We start from the raw sequence: 23020 nt of genomic DNA on the forward strand, positions 1-23020 counted from the left end.
TCAATGTCTATTGAAATCCAAGTGCCTGATATCGGTGCTGATGAAGTTGAAGTCACCGAAGTGATGGTTAAAGTTGGTGATAAAGTAGAAGCAGAACAATCAATTATCACAGTTGAAGGTGATAAAGCTTCTATGGAAGTCCCATCTCCACAAGCGGGTGTGGTTAAAGAAATTAAAATTGCAGTGGGTGACAAAGTCACTACTGGCAAATTAATTATGATTTTTGAAGCAGCAGAAGGCGCAGCAGCGCCAACTGCAGCAGCTTCTGCTCCTGCGGCTACCGCAGCACCAGCTACAGCTGAAGCAAAAGAAGTTGCTGTACCTGATATTGGTGGCGATGAAGTTGAAGTTACTGAAATCATGGTTAAAGTTGGCGATAAAGTCGAAGCTGAACAATCGATCATTACTGTTGAAGGTGATAAAGCCTCAATGGAAGTACCTGCACCATTTGCTGGTACAGTTAAAGAAATTAAGATTGCAACTGGTGATAAAGTTCAAACTGGTTCTTTGATTATGGTATTTGAAGTTGCAGGTTCTGCGGCTCCTACAGCGGCACCGGCGGCAGTTTCTGCGGCACCAGTTGCTGCGACAGCTTCTGCAATCAAAGATGTTAACGTTCCAGATATCGGCGGTGATGAAGTTGAAGTTACCGAGGTTATGGTTAAAGTTGGCGATAAAGTTGCCGCTGAACAGTCAATCATTACTGTTGAAGGCGATAAAGCTTCAATGGAAGTGCCTGCACCATTTGCTGGTACAGTTAAAGAAATTAAAATCGCGACTGGCGACAAAGTTAAAACCGGTTCACTGGTGATGACTTTTGAAGTTGCAGGCTCAGCACCAGCAGCAGCTCCTGTAGTTGCGGCTTCTGCACCAGCACCATCGGCTGCACCTGTTGCATCAGCACCAGTGAAAGCGGCTGATAGCAAAAACGACTTCGTTGAAAATGACGCTTATATTCATGCAACGCCGGTTATTCGTCGTTTAGCGCGTGAGTTTGGTGTTAATTTAGCGAAAGTTAAAGGTACGGGCCGTAAAGGTCGTATTCTTCGTGAAGACGTCCAAGCTTATGTTAAAGATGCTGTGAAACGTGCAGAATCTCCAGCAGCAGCGGGTGGCGGCTTACCGGGTATGTTGCCATGGCCGAAAATTGATTACAGCAAGTTCGGTGAAGTTGAAGAAGTTGAACTGGGCCGTATTCAAAAAATCTCTGGTGCTAACCTAAGCCGTAACTGGGTCATGATCCCACACGTTACACTGATGGAAGATGTTGATACCACTGAAGTTGAAGAGTTCCGTAAACAACAGAATAAAGAAGCTGAGAAGAAACAGCTTGGTGTGAAAATCACACCACTGGTGTTTATCATGAAAGCGGTAGCTCGTGCTCTTGAAGAGATGCCACGTTTCAACAGCTCTATTTCTGAAGATGCACAGCGTTTGTTCCTGAAGAAATATATTAACATCGGTATCGCTGTTGATACCCCTAATGGCCTAGTTGTTCCTGTTTTCAAAGATGTGAACAAAAAAGGCATTATGGAGTTATCTCGCGAGTTAGGTGAAGTGTCTAAGAAGGCTCGTGCAGGTAAATTGACTGCCGCTGATATGCAAGGTGGTTGCTTCACTATTTCGAGTCTTGGTGGTATTGGTACAACCGGTTTTGCTCCGATTGTAAATGCACCAGAAGTTGCCATTATGGGTCTATCACGTTCAGCAATGAAACCAGTGTGGAATGGTAGCGAGTTTGTTCCTCGCCTGATCCTGCCTATGTCACTTTCATTTGACCACCGTGTAATTGATGGCGCTGATGGCGCTCGATTCATCACTTTGGTTGGACAATTGATGAGCGATATTCGCCGTCTAGTGATGTAAATAATAAGACCGGCTTATAGGCCGGTCTGTTTTATTTAGGCTGGGGCAGAGTTTTTTGCTGTTGCTGCCACAGGTTGGGAGTTACATCACGTAATGAGCCTTTTCAGGGTGTTAACAATTCTGTAAACTGCTTTCGGTGTGTACTTTTCCAGTGGAAAATTCGTTTATTCGGCAGCCCCGCTGGACAAAACAAAATGAGGTCATGATGAGTACTGAAATTAAAGCCCAAGTAGTCGTACTTGGTGCAGGCCCTGCAGGATATTCTGCGGCTTTCCGTTGCGCTGACTTAGGTTTAGAAACTGTTTTGGTTGAGCGTTATTCAACTCTAGGTGGAGTTTGTTTAAACGTGGGTTGTATCCCATCTAAAGCTTTGTTGCATGTTGCAAAAGTGATCGAAGAAGCTAAAGCTTTAGCTGAACATGGTATCGTTTTTGGTGAGCCAAAAACTGACATTACCAAAGTTCGTATGTGGAAAGAAAAAGTTATCAATCAGTTAACTGGCGGCTTAGCAGGTATGGCTAAAGGTCGTAAAGTTACCGTGGTTAATGGTTTTGGTAAATTTACAGGTGCAAACACACTGGTAGTTGACGGTGAAAACGGCAGCACAACAATTAATTTTGATAATGCTATTATTGCTGCGGGCTCACGTCCTATTCAGTTGCCATTCATTCCTCATGAAGATTCACGCATTTGGGACTCAACCGATGCGTTAGAGCTGAAAGAAGTTCCAGAGCGTCTGCTAGTTATGGGTGGTGGTATCATCGGTCTAGAAATGGGGACTGTGTACCATGCTCTAGGTTCTCAAATCGATGTTGTTGAAATGTTTGATCAAGTCATCCCTGCGGCTGACAAAGACGTAGTTAAAGTCTTCACCAAGCAAATCAGCAAGAAATTCAATCTGCTATTAGAAACTAAAGTAACAGCTGTTGAAGCAAAAGAAGACGGCATTTATGTTTCTATGGAAGGCAAAAAAGCCTCAGCAGAACCACAACGTTATGATGCGGTATTAGTCGCTATCGGTCGTGTACCTAATGGTAAAAACTTAGATGCAGGTCAAGCAGGCGTTGAAGTTGACGATCGTGGATTTATCCATGTTGACAAACAAATGCGCACTAACGTACCTCATATCTTTGCTATCGGCGATATCGTCGGTCAACCAATGTTGGCTCACAAAGGTGTTCATGAAGGTCACGTGGCAGCAGAAGTTATTTCTGGTCTGAAACATTATTTCGACCCTAAAGTTATTCCATCAATTGCTTACACTGAGCCAGAAGTCGCTTGGGTTGGTTTGACTGAAAAAGAAGCGAAAGAAAAGAATATCAGCTATGAAGTTGCAACATTCCCATGGGCTGCATCTGGCCGTGCGATTGCATCAGATTGTGCTGAAGGTATGACTAAGCTGATTTTCGACAAACAAACTAACCGTGTTATCGGTGGTGCTGTTGTTGGTGTTAACGGTGGTGAATTACTGGGCGAAATCGGCTTAGCAATTGAAATGGGTTGTGATGCTGAAGACCTCGCATTGACTATCCATGCTCACCCGACATTATATGAATCAATCGGTATGGCTGCTGAAATTTATGAAGGTAGCATTACTGATTTACCGAACGCTAAAGCGAAAAAGAAAAAATAATTTTTTTTATTAGCGAATAGTAAACAGCATCTCTAGTGTGTTGTTTATTTATAAAGTGAATAGAAGCCAATGTGGAAACACATTGGCTTTTTTGTATTTATAGCAATAAAAAAGATAAATTCATCTTTATAATTTTATTTAAATTAATCAATTGAAAATAATTGTTTAATTTTTAAGTTAATAACTATTATGAAAACAACGGTTAGTTGACTATAACAGTTTTAAATTCTAATTTGCTTATTCTGTTTTTTATTTATAGCTAATAAGGATATTAGTTTATGGGAATAATGGAACATGTAGAATCGATGACGGTAGTTGGAAGTAATTCTCGGCCTAGTAATGACTATTCATATTTTAATAATTTTTCTGATGATATTCATGATGAAACAGATTTGACTGATCACTATGATAATTTGAAAAATATTTTACATGATAATTATGATGAAAAAGAATCAGCATCGAGTGATGAACGTATTTACTATCATAAGACCAAGCCTTCACAAGATGGGGTAAACTTAAATAAAGACACGCGAAGGTCAAACCAAGAATTACTTGAAGATAAGATTGAAACATTGAAAGGGACAGTTCGTAGTATTGAAAGCTCACATGAATGGAAGTTTTTAACAGATCCTCAAAAATACCCCTGTACATATCAATGGAAATTTCATTCTAAAACAGCCGAAGAAAAGATAGTATCTTTTGGAAAACAATAATAGAGAGGAATACGTTATGTGGCATGATTTAAACATTAAAAATGTGGGCCGTATAGAGAAAACAGTTGCTGAATTCACGATTACGATGATCCCTATTTTGCCTTATTCAAAAATGAAAGTGAAAATTTATGAAAGCCAATCCGGAAATTTTACTGGAATGACTGATTTGGCAATAAAAAGAAAATTTGATGGTTCTCCCGAATGTGCTATTGGATATGGAGATACTATTGAAGAGGCACTAGAAGACACTATCCTCTATTTTAATAAAATGCTAAGTCAAGATGGTTTTACTGAATTAACAGAAGACGACATTAGTTATGCAGAGTGGTCAGATTTTTAAAAGTTAAAAGATCCCAGCTCTGCTCTAGAGGCCCTTTAACTGTCTTACTCCTCTTATCCAGCCGGATATCAGTTGTCCGGCTTAGAGGTAAGCTATAGTTGCTTCCCTCCTCGAACTAAGAATAGATTTGATGTGTCTGGAAATCGAGTATTAGTTCATTATTTTCAAAGATAAAGCGGTAGAGTTATTAATGTAAAAGTAAAATCCGGTTGGAGTAATATTTGATGAAAATTTGCTACAGTATTAATGATAAACATGCAGATAAATTTATAAGTTTTTTAGCTTTGGGTGTATTAACTGCACTAGAAAAAAGTTGATATCAATTGATGAAGCTGAGGGGGATATTTTTAAACCTTATTTAGCCAAGTTATTAGAGCAAGCTGGTTCTACGAAAAAATTGATTGAAATAATCAATCTAGGTTGTGAACTTGAAGATGTAGAAAGTTTATATCCAGAAAATCTTCAAGCACAAATTGAAGACTTATTAAGTAAATCACTAACAGTAATTTCGCAGAGTGAGAATTTTGGCCGGTTAATTGATAGGGAAATTAAAATCGTCGAAGATTGATTTTATAGTAGTTTATAGACGTAATCAGGATTTTTGATAGTCAAGGTTATCTTAAAAATACAGCCCATAATACAGTTAGGAAGCGAGTTATTGATGGGCGTATTAAACATTAAAGAAGAAATTTAAAATATTTGAAAATAATATAAATGAAATTGGAAATGGTAAAGGTTAAAACATGAAAATAGAACTTAGTTTACTGGAAGAGGCTGTAGTAACCATTTTCAAAGAAATGAAAGAGCAGGGAGTAGATGATATTGACCTAGATTTAGATTTTTATTGGAACGTACCTTCAGAGTTTATTTATGATGTTTATAATGAGCCTCCTCGATTAGACATTGGGCAGTTGGAAGATGATTATGAAACTTTATGCAAAGCTAAAGAAAAAGAGCTCCTAGTAAAGTATAACTTAAAAAATATATCTATAATCTTTCGGTATTTAGCTGAGAAAGATTCAGCATAATCTGAATTGATAACCTTAAGTGTGTAAGCCATGACAACTTAGGTCATTATTTACACACTGATTAACTGGTTTTTAATTGTTAACTAAGCTGATCTCTATCGCTATTTTAATTTATGTTTCCAATTTTGTTGAAGGGTTAGCTTTGCATCACGTATGCAGTGGCTGAATCTCTACCTGACTAGAGTGTAGATTATTAAATTAATAGAAATGTTTAAAATTTAAACAGAGATATACAAAAAGTATAAATATTGTTTTTTTGATTTTAACCATCTTAGTTATAATTTAGGAACATTTTTAATAATTTCAATTAACCTCACCTTGAAAATAATTAGTGCTCAATAGAAACAGAATGCACGTGAGCAAGATTTTTTAGTGAAAGGTAAAATTCAGGTAGAGTGATTCGTTGTCTGATAGTCAGTTTTAAACTCACTTCAACACGCTGTTTTTTAACATCACGAATATTAAGATTATCAATTATATCTCGAGTGAGTTTTAGATGGTCTATTAATATAGGAACACCTTGAACGCTGTCAAAAAGCATTCTTACCTTTAATTTCCCTAATCGTTGCCTTTTAAATTGAAATAACACAATTTGTGGCCTTATCATAATGGCAATAAAAAATAGTACGGTGACAATTACAGCTTGTAGATAAAACCCGTTACCACAAGCGATTCCTATCCCAGCTGAAGCCCAGACAATTGCGGCGGTTGTTAGTCCTGAGATAGCATCATCACTTCTGTGCATGATGACTCCGGCGCCTAAAAAGCCGATTCCACTGACAATTTGTGCAGCTAAACGCATTGGGTCACTGCGTATATTGTCAGAAATTCCGGCGTAGTACTCCGCAGATTGGATAGAAACAATAGTTAAAAGACAGCTTGCAACAGAAATGATGACACAGGTCGTGAATCCTACTGGTTTACCTTTAGATTCTCTTTCTAAGCCAAGTAATCCACCCAATATAAATGAGGCAACGAGTTTTATGATAATGGAGACAGAAACTAAATTAGTGCCATTTAAATAGCTCATCATTGTTATCATATTAAATATCTCGTTGCCTCTAGGAATAAATATGGGTTATATGTTTTTGACTTCTTTTAATTTCTTGCTGACATCATCTTTAAAGAAAATGAAGAAGAAAACGGCAACTACAGCGGCAATACCTGCCGGAATGTACCAGAATGACTGCCATTGCGGTAATGCAGCAGAACCTGTTTCAGTGACTGTATTATTGAAAATTGCACCGCAAACAGTAGAGGCAAAGAGCAAACCAATACCATTGGAAACAATGAATCTCAGTCCTTGAGCTTGTGCGCGAATTTCTGGTTTAGCTTTGCGGTCCACATAAATATCGCCTGCTGTGAAGAAGAAATCCCAACATAAACCTTGCAGTACCAAACCAATCACAATATAGACTAAGCTGGCATCAACAGCGGCATGAGCAAAGAATAGTGAGCGTATAATCCAAGAGACTGCACCGAGCAATAAGGTAAATTTAAAGCCAAATTTTAATAAGAAAAATGATAAAACAAACATAAACATGACTTCAAATGCAACACCGATTTGCATAATAGAAGCTGCATTGTTAAAGCCAAGAGCTTTGATAAAAACGGGGATATACGCCGAATATGCAGTTTTAGGGATCATTAACACAAAGATACTTAACATCAGAATAGTAAAATATTTATCTTTAAATAATGAGAGTGCATCAAGGAACAGTAAATCACGTATAGAGAACGGTTTGCCTTTTGCTTTTGGTGGTGTATTTGGCAGTGTAAAACAGTAAAGGCCTAAGATCACAGCGGCACCGGAGGCAATATACCAAGTCATTGTGCTGCCTGAAAAACCCATTTCGCCTAAAATAAAGCCAATCGTCATAAAGCCAAATGTGCCAAATACGCGAATAATAGGGAAGTATTTAACACCATTTATATGGGTGAAGCTGATGCTATTTGATAATGCAGTTGTTGGATAAAATAGTAGGCCGACAATAAAGATCATAAAGAGGGTCATTGTCGTATTTTGCGCTTCAACAAATTGAGGGACGCAGAGGATCACGGCAGCGTTAATTAAGTGAAGAATTGCCATGACTTTTTGTGAAGCAAAGAAACGGTCGGCAATCATACCTATCAATAATGGCGAGATAAGTGTTGCGACACCTAAAAGTGCATAGGCATCACCAATGATTGCAGCCATTCCATAGGTGCTAAGAACTAAGCCCATCGTCATATTCCATGCACCTTGCATAAAATATTGGACGAACATCATGATAAGTAATCTAGGTGTTGTTTTAAAGTCCATGCTTTCGCCCTCTATTGTGACGTCATTGTATATCCGTCGTATGCAACGCGGATATTTTTTGGAGTACAAAACTCTTCCATTGCACTATGAGATAAATTACTCGTATGTGAAATATGGGAAAGTGCGAGTTGGGTATCTTGATTGATACAACCCATATCGATGAGGCGTTGTTGAGCATCAAAGATAGTTTCAAAACTCATATGGTTATCTGAGCGGGAATTACCGTTAAAGCCGTAAGTGCATTCCAATACGATCAAATCTAATTGTTTACCTGATAGCCATTGCCAAGTCAGTTCTGGAAACCATCCAGAATCATGGCCATAAAACAAACTGTGACCCTCTTTTTCAATATGATAAACGTAGCAATGCTCCCACTTGGCATGGTTTGCAAGCAATGGTGTGATGTTATAGCCCTGGTGTTGAACAGTTACAAAAGGCACTAAGCAATGAAAAGCGAAGCGCTCTGGCGTGTAGCCAGGTAATAATGAAATGCACCCGCTAATCGCTTTATCATTACCAAAAATATGCAGAGGATGATTAGCGGTATGGCTAAAGCCTTCCATGCGACTGTATAACTCACCTGCATTGAAGTGATCTGCATGTGTGTGAGTGAATAATAAACTTTCAATACTTGTTGCATCCATTTGTTGCATAAGTAATTGAAGGGTAAATGTAGGCGACAAATCAATTAACATGACATCGTCAATGATTGCCGACGAGTGTGTTCGTATCTCTTTCCCACCAACACTTCTTGCCATTTGACAATGTTCACATCGACAAAATGGGTTTGGAACACTTTCGGATGCTGCCGTCCCTAAGAATTTTATTTTCATATTTTATAATCATCTCTTTTTTGAATCTGGAAATAGCACAATTTTGGTAAATTGAATCGTTCCAATTTAATCTTGTTGTTTAATAATCCCAAGAGAATCATTTTAAAAGAGTGATGATGATCATGATCTTATTTGATGTCAATTATAACTAACTGTAATATATGAGTTATTTTTGTAATTGTTTTTATGTGATTATAAGTGATATTTTTTAATTTAAAATGAATCGTTCCAATTTTTATTTGTTTGATTTTTAAATGCTATTTTTTAGGCAGTGTGATGGTGGGAGTATCTGTTTAATTAATTGTTTTATAAGGCTAAAGTAAGTTTTTAATGCTTATGGTGATTTTAATAAAAGATTTGAAAAAATGTCATTGTGAATTGAGATTGGATCGAATCATTCATTATTATTGATGAATCTATAATATTCGGTATTCTGTTGCAGACGACTTCATGAGGTGGATGTATCGATGGCAAATATAAAAGATATCGCTAAGCTTGCTGGTGTTGCCCATGGCACAGTTTCTAATGTGTTAAATAACAAAGGAAATGTGAGTGTTAAAAAGATGGAAGCAGTTTTGGCTGCGGCAAAGCAGATGGGGTATCAATTAAGCGTAAAAGGGCAGCAGTTACGATCGTCAAATGATCATAAAATTGCTGTTATATTGCCACAGTTAGTGTCTGAAAAATATACCGTGCTTTTTAATGCTATCAGACAAACGCTACTTAATTATCCAGATATCACCTATGATTTATTCATCACCGATGGCTTAGAATTTAACGAGTTAAAAGTATTAGAGCGTGTACAGGCGGGAGAATATAAGCAAGTTATTACTGTGACCTGCTTGGATAATGCCAATATTTATTTCGATGCATTACAGATATCGCCTGATGATATTATTTTTGTTTACCGAAAGCCGATTGATGCACAACGTTTTTTTACCTTAAATTATGACCAACCTATCGACTCTATTGTTGAGTATCTTTTTGATAAACGACTAACAAATATAGGTGTTATTGCAGAAGAAAATCATTGGGTAGGAAATCAAAGCTTTGCTACTAAGTTAGAAGAGAAAATTAGAAAGCAAATATCGAATGCTAAAATTACGATGCAATATTCTTCAGATAATGAAGTGTATAAAGAGGCGTTCAATTTTTTCACCGATTCAACAGCATTGGATGTCATTATTGCTCAGGATACTGAGAGAGCAAAATGCATCACGCAAGCAAGTTTTTATGGTGGGTTAAACTCTTGCCCAGAGGTCGTTTATTTGTCTGATAGCGCATCATTTATTGCGAATGGAATACTCGATTATCCTGTTAATTATGCGCAATTAGGTAAAGAGGTTGTTGAACAATTACTTTCTTCTTCGACAGATGGTAAAACAGAAATCGTCGAAATTTCTAACCTGAATGTTTCTGTTGAACGTCATTCACTGATTACCTTTGATAGAAATGCTAATCAGACTCTGAATTTATTAACATTACCAAGTCCTTCGACCAATGCCTTAATTAAGTTACTACCTCATTTTTATAAGCAAACGGGTATTACGCTTAATGTTAGTATTCGGCCCTATGAGGAAGTTTTAGACATTCTCAATAATATAGAACAATACAGTTATTTCGATTTAGTGCGTATTGATATAGCGAGTTTTCCATGGCTGGCGGAAAAAATACTCACGCCATTAGACCAAATTGGTAACGGTATCGATGACTTACTTAATTATTTTTCAGATGCGGTCAAATTAAAATTTAGTTATGTCAATAATCTTGCCTATGCCACACCGTTTGATACCAGCATTCAACTATTATTTTATCGAAAAGATATTTTCGATTCGCCAATCTTAAAAAGAATGTTTTATGAGAAAAATAATAAAGAGCTTAGTGTTCCTAAAACCTTTGATGAATTTGATTTAATTGCTCGATTTTTTAATGAAATTCATCGTACAGATGATCCGCAAAGACCGGAAGGTGCATCTTCTTCAATCGGCGGTGCTCGGTTAATTGCCACTGAATTTCTACAGCGCTATTACGCAAATGGTGGGCGATTATTATCAACAAAATCAACTCCACAATTAAATGATGAAATAGCGGTAGCATCATTGCAAGCTTATATTAACCAACTGCGATTTAATAAAAATTTTCAGGGTATGTGGTGGGATGAACCCGTTAAAAGCTTTGAAAATAGTGAACTGGCTATGTTGATAACCTATATGAATTTATTTAATGATGTAGCCCATAGCAAACTGTCACCCAATATCGGTTTCGCATCCGTACCAGGTGAAATTCCACAAATTGGGGGCGGGGTCATTGGTTTATCTAAACAAAGTCAAAAAGGCAATATTGCCGAACAATTCTATCGATGGCTATATTCTCCTGATGTAATGGATCATTTAGTGATGTTAGGTGGAAATAGTGTTTATCAAGATTTAAAAGATAACCAACCTATTTGTTATCGCTATCCTTGGTTGTCTCTTGCTTATAATGAGTTAAGTAAAGGTATTAGAGAAAATGTGACCGTGGCAGGAGAAACGATTGATTTGCGAAAAGTGGAACATATTATCGGACAAGGCATTATGAATGCTGTGTATAAAATTATGTCTATTGATGAGGCGATTGAAAATATTAATAAAATGTTGAGGCTGCAATTTAGCTAGTACCTGGTGTATTTACTTAAGACATTCTTGTGGAATGTAATCATTTATGAGTGCTCATCCCGATTTGAATGTTTTAATAATTAAATTGAATCAATTGAAAATATTATGTTAATAAAACCTACCGCGATTTTAATTCATGTTCCCAATGTTGCTGAAGGGGTGGTTTGGTATCAGCAAGCCTTTCCACAAGCTAGGGCTGAGTATTTGCCTGAATTCGATTTTACCTTATTACATGTCGGAGACTTCACGATTGAAGTTGTTCAAGCTGATGAAAAAGTGAGTGAAGGTAAAAAAGGTACCGTTTTATATTGGCAAGTGAAATCGCTAGATGCTGCTCTTGAGTATTTAACATCAATTGGGGCAAAATTGTATCGTGGGCCAATGTTAATCGATGGTAACAATAGAATGTGCCAGCTTGAGGATCCATTCGGTAATTTAATCGGCCTAAAAGGCCAATAAAATCAATTAAATTCATTAAAAAAATTAAAACCAATCGCAATGATTTGCTTTATCAATTAGCAATGTAAATATAATTACGATAATAAATATAATTTGTGAGATCAGAGGAAAAAAGCGACAAAATAGGGTGATTTAAATGTCAAAATGCATTATAAAAAGTATGGTCTTTTAGGCTTTTTATGATTATTTATAGTACCTTAAGCTAAAAAATGACCTGTAATTAAGTGTTAAGGCTTGAAGTTAGTAGATGAATGTTGCTTTCTTGTGAATGAATTAACATTTTATTTAAATTCTGCTATGCTGTGAGCCCGAAGCTGGACATAATTTTAACGCCATTGAGATTATGCGAGCAAATTCCTCTGACCTGGCACCGGATGATTATTTTTCAGCATGGTGCGGACAGCCGGGTATATAAATTACAATGAAGCGAGGAGAACGTCGTGCTAGAAGAATACCGTAAGCACGTAGCCGAGCGTGCCGCACAAGGGATTGTCCCTAAGCCATTAGATGCGTCACAAGTAGCTGCACTAGTCGAGTTACTAAAAAACCCACCCAAAGGTGAAGAAGATTTCTTGTTAGATCTGTTAACCAACCGCGTCCCTCCAGGTGTTGATGAAGCAGCGTACGTAAAAGCTGGATTTTTAGCTGCAATTGCAAAAGGCGAAACTGCCTCCCCTTTAATCTCCCCTGAAAAAGCAATCGAACTACTCGGTACTATGCAGGGTGGATATAATATTCATGCATTGATTGATGCTTTGGATGATACCAAATTAGCCCCAATCGCTGCGAAAGCACTTTCCCATACCTTATTAATGTTCGATAACTTCTATGATGTAGAAGAAAAAGCGAAAGCTGGGAATGTGCATGCAAAACAAGTTATTGAATCATGGGCAAACGCTGAGTGGTTCACTCAACGTCCCGCGCTAGCAGAGAAAATAACTGTCACTGTATTTAAAGTGACAGGAGAAACTAATACCGATGATTTATCGCCTGCACCTGATGCATGGTCGCGCCCAGATATTCCTCTGCATGCATTAGCAATGCTGAAGAATGAGCGTGAAGGTATTGTGCCTGATGAGGTCGGTAATGTTGGCCCAATTAAACAGATTGAAGCATTAAATAAAAAAGGTTTCCCATTAGCTTACGTTGGTGACGTAGTGGGTACCGGTTCTTCACGTAAATCTGCAACTAACTCCGTTTTATGGTTTATGGGTGATGATATTCCATTCGTACCAAATAAACGCGGCGGTGGTGTCGTTCTCGGTAGTAAAATCGCACCAATCTTCTTTAATACTATGGAAGATGCAGGCGCGTTACCGATTGAAGTGGAAGTATCGAAACTAAATATGGGTGATGTAATTGATATCTATCCATTTAAAGGTGAAGTCCGTAACCACGAAACTGGCGAGTTACTTGAGAAATTTGAACTGAAAACGGATGTTCTGATTGATGAAGTTCGTGCAGGCGGTCGTATTCCTCTGATTATCGGTCGTGGACTAACGGCAAAAGCACGTGAGTCATTAGGTTTAGCGATTTCTGATATTTTCCGTCATGCTAAAACAGTTGCACAAAGTAATCGTGGCTATTCATTGGCTCAAAAAATGGTTGGTCGTGCTTGTGGCCATGCGGGTATTCGTCCTGGTGAATATTGTGAACCTAAGATGACGTCTGTGGGTTCTCAAGATACTACGGGTCCGATGACTCGTGATGAGCTAAAAGATTTGGCCTGTCTTGGGTTTTCTGCCGATTTAGTGATGCAGTCTTTCTGCCATACTGCTGCTTATCCAAAACCTGTTGATGTTACAACTCACCATACTTTGCCTGATTTCATTATGAATCGCGGTGGTGTTTCTCTACGTCCGGGAGATGGTATTATTCACTCTTGGTTAAACCGTATGCTGTTGCCTGACACTGTAGGTACTGGTGGCGATTCACATACTCGCTTCCCTATTGGTATCTCTTTCCCTGCAGGCTCCGGGTTAGTCGCATTTGCTGCGGCAACGGGCGTTATGCCATTAGATATGCCTGAATCGGTATTGGTTCGCTTTAAGGGCGAAATGCAACCAGGTATTACTTTACGTGACCTTGTTCATGCCATTCCATTGTATGCAATTAAAGATGGTTTACTGACTGTTGAGAAAAAAGGTAAGAAAAACATTTTCTCAGGTCGCATCTTGGAAATTGAAGGTTTACCTGAGCTCAAAGTTGAGCAAGCATTTGAATTAGCGGATGCTTCTGCTGAGCGTTCTGCTGCTGGCTGTACTATTAAGTTAGATAAAGCGCCGATTACTGAATATCTACAATCAAACATTGTTCTTTTGAAATGGATGATATCGGAAGGTTATGGCGATCGCCGTACCATAGAGCGTCGAATTAAAGGCATGGAAAGCTGGTTAGCTGACCCGCAACTGCTCGAAGGTGACGCAGATGCAGAATATGCGGCTGTGATTGAAATCGATTTGAATGATATCAAACAACCTATTTTGTGTGCGCCTAATGATCCAGATGATGCGCGCTTACTGTCTGATGTACAAAATGCGAAAATTGATGAAGTGTTTATTGGTTCTTGTATGACCAACATCGGCCACTTCCGTGCCGCCGGTAAGTTATTAGATTCACATAAAGGCCAATTACCAACACGTTTATGGGTTGCTCCTCCAACGAAGATGGATGCAGCGCAGTTAACTGAAGAAGGCTATTATAGCGTCTTTGGTAAGAGCGGAGCACGTATTGAAGTGCCTGGCTGTTCACTGTGTATGGGTAACCAAGCGCGTGTTGCCGATGGTGCAACGGTTGTTTCGACTTCAACTCGTAACTTCCCTAACCGCTTAGGCACGGGTGCGAATGTTTACCTCGCTTCTGCTGAGCTAGCTGCTGTGGCTTCTCTATTGGGTCGTCTACCGACGCCAGAAGAGTATTTACAGTATATGAATAAAGTGGATGAAACGGCGGAAGATACCTACCGTTATCTGAACTTTGATCAATTAGCTCAGTACACTGAAAAAGCAGATACTGTTATTTTCCAAACAGCGGTTTAATTGATATTCAAGTAACTTTTTAATACTTGGTATCTAAAAGCACCTCTCCATAAAGGGGTGCTTTTTTATTTTAGGCGCTATATTAAATATATTCTGATATCTCAATTAAATTTAAATCAGGATCGCGAATATAAATAGAGATAATTGCGCCTACCGCTCCAGTACGTTTAATAGGGCCTTCTATAATATCAACACCTTGTTGCAGAATGTGGGCTTGGAATTGTTCTAGGGGCCACTGGCTGATAAAACATAAATCTAATGAGCCCGGTACAGGTAAGTGTGCTTTTGGCTCAAACTCTTTACCATATTGATGAATATTAATTTTTTGTTGACCAAATTGTAATGCGTAGCGTTGTTCACCAAAGGTAATAACCTTCATATTTAAGACTCTTTGATAAAAATCTAGGCAAGAATCTACATTCATTGTAGTGAGGACTAGGTGATCTAAGCGTTCAAGCATAGTGATATTTCCAATAATTATAATTTGGTGCGTGATATTAACTTGGTGATTGTTTTTTAGTGAGACTAGTTCTGCTTTTAATCAATGATAGCGGGTTTTATCTATTGTGTAGTGAATACCTCTCAACAATATTGCTTTTCTCACGTTATAATTAATCATAACGAAGTAACGAGTAGGAGAGAGTATATGGACTACCAATTTTCGCATGATATGGCAGGAAGTGTCAGTGCAAGTTTTTCAATGGATCATGAAGCTGTTGGATATTGGCTCAATGAAGAGGTAAAAGGTGATTTAAGTTTGCTCGATACTATCGAAGAAAATTATGAGCGCTTAAAAGGAAGTGAAAAACAGTGGGAACTGATTGGTCATGAATATACTTTACTGTTAGATGATGAAGAAGTGATGATCCGTGCAAATTTATTATCATTTGAAACGGAAGGCCTAGAAGAAGGCATGAGCTATTATGATAATGAAAGTATTGCGTTTTGTGGTGTCGATGATTTCATTTTAATGCTCAAAGATTATCGAGAATTTGTAATTGAAAATAAATAAGATAACTTTTTTTCATTGATTTATTTTATGTTTTAATACATTTTCGTTATTCTTTGACTAAGATAACTCAAATGCTTACTCATTATCGCTGAGTAATGTGTTTAAAATTGAAATTTATACCCATAAAATAATTTAATTCGAAGGAACAAATATATGAATACTGATGATGTTACAGGCGCGTTGAATGATGCAACGAATTGGTTTGCGGCCAACCAAGATCTGTTAGTCCAGTATGTCGTGAATATAGTTTCAGCGCTTCTTATTTTGATCGTCGGTATGGTGATCGCAAAAGCGGTTGGGCGCGGTCTGCATCGTATAATGACGATGAAAGGTATCGACACAACTGTTAGTGATTTTCTTTCCGCTATCGTACGCTATACCATTGTCGCATTTACCTTAATTGCTGTACTCGGTAAGATTGGTGTTCAAACTGCATCTGTTATTGCAGTGATGGGTGCGGCGGGATTGGCCGTTGGTCTTGCATTACAAAATTCATTGGGTAACTTTGCTGCGGGCGTGTTATTGGTGATTTTTAGACCATTAAAAGCGGGTGAATACGTCACTATTGGTGCAGTAGAAGGGACGGTTCAAAACGTACAAATTTTCTCTACCACGTTAAAAACTGGGGATGATCGTATTATTGTTATCCCAAATGGTAAAATCATTGCTGATAATATCATTAACGTTTCTCGTGAACCGAATCGCCGTACTGACATCACTGTCGGTGTCGATTACAATTCCGATATTGATGTTGTGAAAAAAGTTTTGGGTGACATTGTTGCCGCTGATAACCGTATTCAGCATGATAAAGGCGTAACTATTCGCTTACATGAAATGGCGCCATCTTCATTAAATTATTTAGTCCGTTTTTGGACAACCAATGGCGATGCATGGCCAGTTTATTGGGATTTAATGGAAGAATTTAAGCGTGCTTTAGATAAACATAATATTGGTATCCCATTTCCACAAATGGATGTTCATGTCCATAAGCAAAATTCAGAAGCATCAAAGATCTCAGCAGAGTAAATTTTATTACTGCTGATTATGACTAAAAAAATTGGTGTTATCTTTGGGTAATGCCAATTTTTAATAGCTTTATGATTGTAACCTAGTTTAATCGCTTAAATTGTACCCCTTTCTCTGTTGTCTCGTTATCTTTCTAATAACTATTTCCCTTGAAATGAATAAGTATTGCTTATGAGCTATTAGATTTAATAATTTTAACTAATGGCCTTTTGTCGATAATATTCATTTCATACTAATTGAATAATTATTTGGAAATAGTGCATGTTTACGATTTATTTACAGGGTGTTTTACTCGGCGCTGCAATGATATTACCGTTAGGCCCGCAAAATGCATTTGTTCTACAACAGGGCAGTCGAAAGCAGTTTCATTTGATGAGTGCATTACTATGCGCTTTAAGTGATACGTTATTAATTATTGCCGGCGTGTTTGGTGGCAGTGCGTTATTGAGCCAATCTGAAATTCTCATGCAGTTGATTACTTGGGCTGGTGTGGTCTTTTTGCTTTGGTATGGTTATGGTGCATTTCGTACCGCAATGAGTCCAGATGATATTATTCTTCAAGTTGAAAAGAAAAATTTGACCCGTTGGAAAGTGATTCTGACATTATTTGCAGTTACATGGTTAAATCCGCATGTTTATCTCGATACCTTTGTAGTGTTAGGAAGTGTAGGAAGTCAATTAGAAGACACATTTCGCCCATGGTTTACGGCGGGAGCATTGACGGCATCTTTTGTTTGGTTTTTTGCGCTAGCGGCTTTGGCCGCATGGTTTTCGCCGGTGTTAAATAAACCCCGTTCACAACGCATTATTAATGTATTTGTGGGAACGGTCATGTGGTTTATTGCCTTTCAACTGGCAAAGCAGGGAATAGAATATTTGTAATTTAGCCTTATTCTGAATCGCACTTTCTAGTGAATGTGGTAATGTAAAATAAGTATAAGGGAGAGTTTATGGTGAATTCTCTCTTTTTAGAGTGTAAAAATCCAATTGGGAGGTTCTGTGAAATTAAAATCTTTAGTTCTTGCTGCCATGATGGCAGGTATTGCGGTTCCTACCTTGTCCCTTGCTGATGCACTTCCATCAGGGGCTCATATTACAACATCAGGCAATGCAATTATTAAAGCGTCTCCTGATATGGCAACACTTAATATTAACGTTGAAGTGACCGAAAAAGATGCCGCCGCGGCTAAAGCTGGCGTAGATAAGCGTGTTGCTGAATATTTTGAGTTCTTAAAGAAAAATGGTATTGAAAAGAAAGATATCAATGCTGCTAATGTGCGAACTCAACCTAAATATGAATATAATAATGAAACGCAAAAATCGACTATTGTCGGTTATACCGCAGTGCGTAGCGTTGAAGTTAAAGTGAATAAATTAGATCAACTTAATACATTGCTTGATGGTGCACTTGCATCAGGGCTGAATGAAATTAGTTCGGTTCAATTTGGTGTTATTAACCCGCAGCAATATCGTGATGAAGCGCGCACTAAAGCGATGCAAAATGCAATAGAGCAAGCGAATGCGTTAGCGAAAGGGTTCAATGTGCAATTAGGACCTGTTTATAGCATTAACTATAATGCGCCAAACGCAGTGCCGTTCCCAATATCACCAAGAAATCTTAGTGCTAAAATGAATGCAGCAGGTGCTCAAGATCTCAATGTTAATGAGACCTATGAGCAAGAAAGCATTGATTTTAATGATCAAGTTGACGTTGTATTTGAACTGAAACGTTAGTTTTCAATAGCCATATCATCATCTTGTTTTAACATCTGGCGCCCGGTTTTGAGTAGGGCGTCAGTCACTTTCTTCATTGTTCTGCTTTCAGGGGCAAAACGATGCCAATACAGCATACGTCTTTGACATAAGCCTGGCGTTAAATCGACCAATTCACCATTTTTTAATTCATTCGCAATTTGTAAGTGTGGGATCATACAGCAAGTTGAACCTTGTTTGGCTAGCTGCACAAATGCCTCTGATGAATTAACAATATGGCATGGAACACTGCCTGGAGATAAACCAAAGTTTTGCTGTACGAAGGCCTGATGCATATCATCTAAATGGTCAAAAGCTACTGCCGGCGCTTTAAGTAGGGAAGCGCGAGTTACACCCTCGGGGAAATATTGCGCAGCAAAACCTGGGGAGGCCACAAAGATATAATCTAATGCGCCGAGCTTATCAACTAAGCATCCTGGCAGCGCTTGTGGTTGGATACTGATAGCGCCAACAACTTCACCACGTCTTAATCGTTCCTGAGTGCGAGTTTCATCTTCCACTTGGATATTCAATCGTACAGGGCTATTGATTAATACAGGATTCAGTGCAGGTAAAAACCAAGTTGCTAAACTATCGGCGTTGACTGCAAGTGATAAAAGTAATGGGGTTGAGCCACCGTTTTCATCTCCGAGCCATTGTTCTTCTAATAATTCAACTTGATGAAGTAGTGCTAATAGCTTTTGCCCTTGCTCCGTTGGATGCGGCGGTACTGTTCGAACAAGCAGTGGCTGCCCAAATAGGTTCTCTAACTGTTTGATCCGTTGTGAAACAGCAGATTGAGTGATACAAAGTTTTTGGGCTGCACGTTCAAAACCTCGTTCACGAATGACGGCATCCAGTGCTTGCAACGCGCGGTAATCAGGGCGCTTCATCGAGAAATCTCCTTTTGTTATTCTATTGCGCACTATGCCATAGTTTTACATATAACACCTGAAATTATTATCCACACTCGATAAAACACAAGAACTAGAGCACAAACATCACTAACAAAACTGCAACTGACAACATGTCCGGTATATACTATTGTTTGATAGAACTTAATGACGACTTAATTAAATAGCAAAAGGTACTAGCATGACTCAGGAAGAATTGAAAAAAGCGGTAGGCTGGGCAGCATTGGAATATGTCAAACCGGGCACTATTGTTGGTGTTGGTACAGGTTCAACGGCATCTCATTTTATTGATGCGTTGGCAACAATGAAAGATAAAATTGAAGGCGCAGTATCCAGTTCTGAGGCATCAACACAGAAATTAAAATCACTGGGTATTCCTGTGTTTGATTGCAATGAAGTGGATTCATTGGATGTATACGTTGATGGCGCAGATGAAGTTGACCATCATATGAATATGATCAAAGGCGGTGGCGCGGCATTGACTCGTGAGAAAATTGTTTCTGCTATCGCAAAAACGTTTGTGTGTATTGTTGATCAATCCAAATTAGTTGATGTGCTAGGTAAATTTCCATTACCTATTGAAGTGATACCGATGGCACGTAGTTATGTTGCGCGTGAACTCGTTAAAATGGGCGGAACACCTGAATATCGCCAGAACGTAATAACTGATAACGGCAATGTTATTTTAGATGTTTACAATTTAAATATTGTTAATCCTGTTGCGTTAGAAAATAAAATTAACGGTATTGCAGGGGTGGTAACAGTAGGTTTATTTGCAAATCGTGGTGCTGATGTTGTTTTAATGGGTACTTCAGAAGGCGTGAAAACTATTAAATTATAATTTCAAATTATTGAAATAAAGTTATATAAATCAACTAATAATATGTAAGCCAGCTAATGAATTTATTAGTTGGCTTATTTTTTTATCGTTTGAAAATCAAGCTACTAATTAGTTTTATCGATATGACCTAGTTAAAATTTATTTTAATTTTTTTTATAACAACCTATTTTGGTGAGATATGTCACAGTAATGGGCATTACTTAGGCAAAATCCTTATATTGTGTTACCCCTCCTGATTTTCTGTGGTTTAACTTCTTTTTCCTCGCACTTTTTAGAGAGTACAAGGCAAACGATTGTATTGATACTGCGCCGTTTTTTGTTATGTTGGTACACGGAAGATTCATCTGTTATAAATTTTAAGCACGATAGGGTAGGGGAAATGGTTAAGGTATCTTTGCATAAAGACAAAATTAAATTTTTACTGCTAGAAGGTGTTCATCAAAGCGCAGTTGATAATCTAAAGGCAGCAGGCTACACCAACATCGAATATCATAAAGGCGCATTGTCAGACGAAGAATTAAAAGAAGCGATCAAAGATGCGCGTTTTGTTGGTATTCGTTCTCGTACTCACCTAACAGAAGAAATTTTTGCTGCAGCTGAAAAATTAGTCGCAGTGGGTTGTTTCTGTATTGGAACAAACCAAGTTGAATTAGATGCGGCGGCTAAACGCGGTATTCCTGTTTTCAACGCACCGTTTTCAAATACACGTTCTGTAGCTGAAATGGTGTTGGGGCAATTACTGCTCTTGTTACGTCGTATTCCAGAAGCGAATATGCAAGCTCATCGCGGTATTTGGGACAAGCAAGCAAAAGGCTGTTTTGAAGCACGTGGCAAGCGCTTAGGTATTATCGGTTATGGTCATATTGGTACTCAATTGGGGATATTGGCCGAAGGTATTGGGATGGATGTCTATTTTTATGATATCGAAAACAAGTTACCTTTAGGCAATGCCACTCAAGTGCGCTCATTAACTGAGTTACTCAATATGAGTGATGTAGTTAGTTTGCATGTGCCAGAAACACAAAGCACTAAAAATATGATTGGTAAAGAGCAGTTTGATCGAATGAAGCCGGGCGCAATTTTTATTAATGCCGCTCGCGGTACGGTCGTTGATATCCCTGCTCTCGCCGCTGCTTTAGAAAGTAAACATTTATCAGGTGCCGCTGTGGATGTTTTCCCAACAGAACCTGCGACTAATAAAGATCCTAATGACCCATTCTTGTCTGAACTGATTAAGTTCGACAATGTGATTCTGACGCCACATATCGGTGGTTCAACGGAAGAAGCTCAAGAAAATATTGGATTAGAAGTTGCTAGCAAATTAGCAAAATACTCTGACAACGGCTCAACGCTTTCAGCGGTTAATTTCCCTGAAGTATCGCTGCCAGTACACACTGATGATACTAACCGTTTACTGCATATTCATGAAAACCGTCCTGGTATGATGAATAGCATAAACCAAGTGTTTACGGATAATAATATTAATGTTGTCGGACAATACTTGCGCACAACAGGTAACGTCGGCTATGTCGTCATTGATGTTCTAACTCAGAAACCGAATCAAGCTGATGATGTATTAATTAGATTAAAAGAACTGCCGGGTACTATTCGTGCACGTTTGTTGTTCTAGTATCGGCAATAGTATTAATAAATATTGATGAGTTTGAAATGAATATGGCGCTAAATTACCAGCGCCATATTTTTTGGGGTGTGATAATTTCCGGCAACGGTATATCCCAGTGTGCTACGGGAAGCGTTTCAACTTGCTGGCAATCGTGAGCAAGTCCTATGGGGATAAAACCTTTCTTCTGCCAATTCACCAGCGTTCTGTCGTAAAACCCGCCTCCCATTCCCAATCTTTGACCTTTATTATCAAAAGCAACCAACGGGATCATCATAATATCGAGCTGCTCAAGAGGTAAAACATAGCGAACATCTAAAGGGGGTTCTTCAATATTAAAACGATTTTTAACGAGAGGCGTCTCAGGGGTATATTGTAAAAAGAGTAAATTATGCGCATTGAAAGGGTGTAATACAGGAAGATAGACATTTTTCTGTTGCCGCCACAAGGCATTGATGAGCGGTCTTGTATCAATTTCACCATCAAAAGAGAGAAATAAAGCAATGTTTTTTGCTTGAATGATTTCGGGTTGCTGTAGTGCATTATGCATGACTTGCTGCGCAGCAATGTGTTGCTCATCACGACTGAGTTGTTTTCGGGCGGAACGAACTGATTTTCGTATCTGTTGGCGCATGATGGAAAGTTTATCTTGCATAGCAAAACCTGTCATAAGCTCAATATGAAAATATTAGTTAGAGATGATTATTATAGGATGCTTATGTATACGATGTATATCGTAATTTAAGTAGGATAAAAGCGGTAGGGTAAAAATAGATAATAAGATAATTTCATTAAATGAAATTGGGGATCTCCGAGATGCCGCTGTAGGCTGTAACCCTTGAACCCTTGGTTCAAGGTGAACGCAGCTTAGCTAACCTTTAGGCTTCCTGACGAATCAGGCATGCTCACCAGCGCAACAACCGCATTCTATTTAGTCGAAATATCGGCTCAGGGGACTCGCCCACTTGCAAACATCTCAGAGAAATTT

General features: G+C 38.4%; 21 protein-coding genes and 1 other RNA gene. 15 read left to right on the forward strand and 7 right to left on the reverse strand.

Features of this window, described 5'->3' with window-relative positions; all coding sequences use genetic code 11:
- The first annotated feature begins 3 nt into the window (after positions 1-3).
- The 6 genes from aceF (at position 4) to DD649_RS01510 (ending at position 5580) form a co-directional block, all read left to right on the forward strand.
- Positions 4-1866, forward strand: a complete 1863-nt coding sequence (aceF, locus tag DD649_RS01485) for a pyruvate dehydrogenase complex dihydrolipoyllysine-residue acetyltransferase (protein ID WP_294102746.1) — start codon at positions 4-6, stop codon at positions 1864-1866.
- Between the two features lie 205 nt (positions 1867-2071).
- Positions 2072-3499: a dihydrolipoyl dehydrogenase gene (lpdA, locus tag DD649_RS01490; protein WP_294102748.1), complete on the forward strand. Its 1428-nt coding sequence runs from the start codon at positions 2072-2074 to the stop codon at positions 3497-3499.
- Positions 3500-3777: 278 nt separating this feature from the next.
- The gene (locus DD649_RS01495) at positions 3778-4212 is read left to right on the forward strand and encodes a hypothetical protein (RefSeq protein WP_294102750.1); all 435 of its coding nucleotides are present in this window, start codon (positions 3778-3780) and stop codon (positions 4210-4212) included.
- A 16-nt stretch (positions 4213-4228) separates the two neighbouring features.
- Positions 4229-4552 carry a hypothetical protein gene (locus DD649_RS01500; protein WP_294102753.1) on the forward strand — a complete coding sequence of 108 codons (324 nt, stop codon included), beginning with the start codon at positions 4229-4231 and terminating at the stop codon, positions 4550-4552.
- A 313-nt stretch (positions 4553-4865) separates the two neighbouring features.
- Entirely contained in the window at positions 4866-5120 is a 255-nt protein-coding gene (locus DD649_RS01505) for a DUF3969 family protein (protein ID WP_336428734.1), read from the forward strand.
- A gap of 175 nt (positions 5121-5295) precedes the next feature.
- Positions 5296-5580, forward strand: coding sequence for a hypothetical protein (locus tag DD649_RS01510; protein ID WP_294102757.1), 285 nt, complete (start codon positions 5296-5298; stop codon positions 5578-5580).
- 328 nt (positions 5581-5908) lie between these two features.
- Here DD649_RS01510 and DD649_RS01515 read toward each other — a convergent pair whose 3' ends face one another.
- Genes DD649_RS01515 through DD649_RS01525 form a run of 3 tightly spaced genes read right to left on the reverse strand, consistent with a single transcriptional unit; the run spans position 5909 to position 8715 of the window.
- Positions 5909-6622, reverse strand: a complete 714-nt coding sequence (locus DD649_RS01515) for an MgtC/SapB family protein (protein ID WP_294102758.1) — start codon at positions 6620-6622, stop codon at positions 5909-5911.
- Positions 6623-6658: 36 nt separating this feature from the next.
- Entirely contained in the window at positions 6659-7882 is a 1224-nt protein-coding gene (locus DD649_RS01520) for an MFS transporter (protein ID WP_294102759.1), read from the reverse strand.
- A gap of 11 nt (positions 7883-7893) precedes the next feature.
- Positions 7894-8715 carry an MBL fold metallo-hydrolase gene (locus DD649_RS01525; RefSeq protein ID WP_294102761.1) on the reverse strand — a complete coding sequence of 274 codons (822 nt, stop codon included), beginning with the start codon at positions 8713-8715 and terminating at the stop codon, positions 7894-7896.
- Between the two features lie 467 nt (positions 8716-9182).
- Between DD649_RS01525 and DD649_RS01530 the strand changes: the two genes are divergently transcribed.
- The 3 genes from DD649_RS01530 (at position 9183) to acnB (ending at position 14866) form a co-directional block, all read left to right on the forward strand.
- Positions 9183-11369 (forward strand): extracellular solute-binding protein, encoded by a 2187-nt coding sequence (locus DD649_RS01530; RefSeq protein WP_294102763.1) that lies wholly within the window; start codon positions 9183-9185, stop codon positions 11367-11369.
- Positions 11370-11474: 105 nt separating this feature from the next.
- A complete protein-coding gene (locus DD649_RS01535; RefSeq protein WP_294102766.1) occupies positions 11475-11828 on the forward strand; it encodes a VOC family protein in 354 nt (117 codons plus the stop codon).
- Between the two features lie 440 nt (positions 11829-12268).
- A complete protein-coding gene (gene acnB / locus DD649_RS01540; protein ID WP_294102769.1) occupies positions 12269-14866 on the forward strand; it encodes a bifunctional aconitate hydratase 2/2-methylisocitrate dehydratase in 2598 nt (865 codons plus the stop codon).
- A gap of 82 nt (positions 14867-14948) precedes the next feature.
- Here acnB and DD649_RS01545 read toward each other — a convergent pair whose 3' ends face one another.
- Entirely contained in the window at positions 14949-15326 is a 378-nt protein-coding gene (locus DD649_RS01545) for a VOC family protein (protein ID WP_294102771.1), read from the reverse strand.
- A 186-nt stretch (positions 15327-15512) separates the two neighbouring features.
- Between DD649_RS01545 and DD649_RS01550 the strand changes: the two genes are divergently transcribed.
- The 4 genes from DD649_RS01550 (at position 15513) to DD649_RS01565 (ending at position 18638) form a co-directional block, all read left to right on the forward strand.
- Positions 15513-15878: a YacL family protein gene (locus DD649_RS01550; protein WP_294102774.1), complete on the forward strand. Its 366-nt coding sequence runs from the start codon at positions 15513-15515 to the stop codon at positions 15876-15878.
- A 153-nt stretch (positions 15879-16031) separates the two neighbouring features.
- Positions 16032-16904 (forward strand): small-conductance mechanosensitive channel MscS, encoded by an 873-nt coding sequence (gene mscS, locus DD649_RS01555; RefSeq protein WP_294102779.1) that lies wholly within the window; start codon positions 16032-16034, stop codon positions 16902-16904.
- Positions 16905-17165: 261 nt separating this feature from the next.
- Positions 17166-17786 carry an arginine exporter ArgO gene (gene argO / locus DD649_RS01560; RefSeq protein WP_294102784.1) on the forward strand — a complete coding sequence of 207 codons (621 nt, stop codon included), beginning with the start codon at positions 17166-17168 and terminating at the stop codon, positions 17784-17786.
- A 117-nt stretch (positions 17787-17903) separates the two neighbouring features.
- A complete protein-coding gene (locus DD649_RS01565; RefSeq protein ID WP_294102787.1) occupies positions 17904-18638 on the forward strand; it encodes an oxidative stress defense protein in 735 nt (244 codons plus the stop codon).
- On the opposite strand, the gene DD649_RS01570 is transcribed toward DD649_RS01565, so the two are convergent.
- The gene (locus DD649_RS01570; RefSeq protein WP_294102789.1) at positions 18635-19549 is read right to left on the reverse strand and encodes a LysR family transcriptional regulator ArgP; all 915 of its coding nucleotides are present in this window, start codon (positions 19547-19549) and stop codon (positions 18635-18637) included. The genes DD649_RS01565 and DD649_RS01570 overlap by 4 nt on opposite strands.
- A 202-nt stretch (positions 19550-19751) precedes the next feature.
- On the opposite strand from DD649_RS01570, the gene rpiA reads away from it, so the two are divergent.
- Positions 19752-20411: a ribose-5-phosphate isomerase RpiA gene (gene rpiA / locus DD649_RS01575; RefSeq protein ID WP_294102792.1), complete on the forward strand. Its 660-nt coding sequence runs from the start codon at positions 19752-19754 to the stop codon at positions 20409-20411.
- 379 nt (positions 20412-20790) lie between these two features.
- Positions 20791-22041, forward strand: coding sequence for a phosphoglycerate dehydrogenase (gene serA, locus DD649_RS01580; protein WP_294102795.1), 1251 nt, complete (start codon positions 20791-20793; stop codon positions 22039-22041).
- A gap of 55 nt (positions 22042-22096) precedes the next feature.
- Here the strand turns inward: serA and DD649_RS01585 are convergent, their stop codons facing one another.
- Both DD649_RS01585 and ssrS read right to left on the reverse strand, forming a co-directional pair.
- Positions 22097-22687, reverse strand: a complete 591-nt coding sequence (locus DD649_RS01585) for a 5-formyltetrahydrofolate cyclo-ligase (protein WP_294102798.1) — start codon at positions 22685-22687, stop codon at positions 22097-22099.
- A 149-nt stretch (positions 22688-22836) separates the two neighbouring features.
- A non-coding RNA gene (ssrS, locus tag DD649_RS01590) (6S RNA) lies at positions 22837-23018 on the reverse strand.
- Positions 23019-23020: the final 2 nt, after the last annotated feature.

It is taken from the genome of Providencia sp., from assembly GCF_003533305.1.
Classification (GTDB): Bacteria; Pseudomonadota; Gammaproteobacteria; order Enterobacterales; family Enterobacteriaceae; genus Providencia.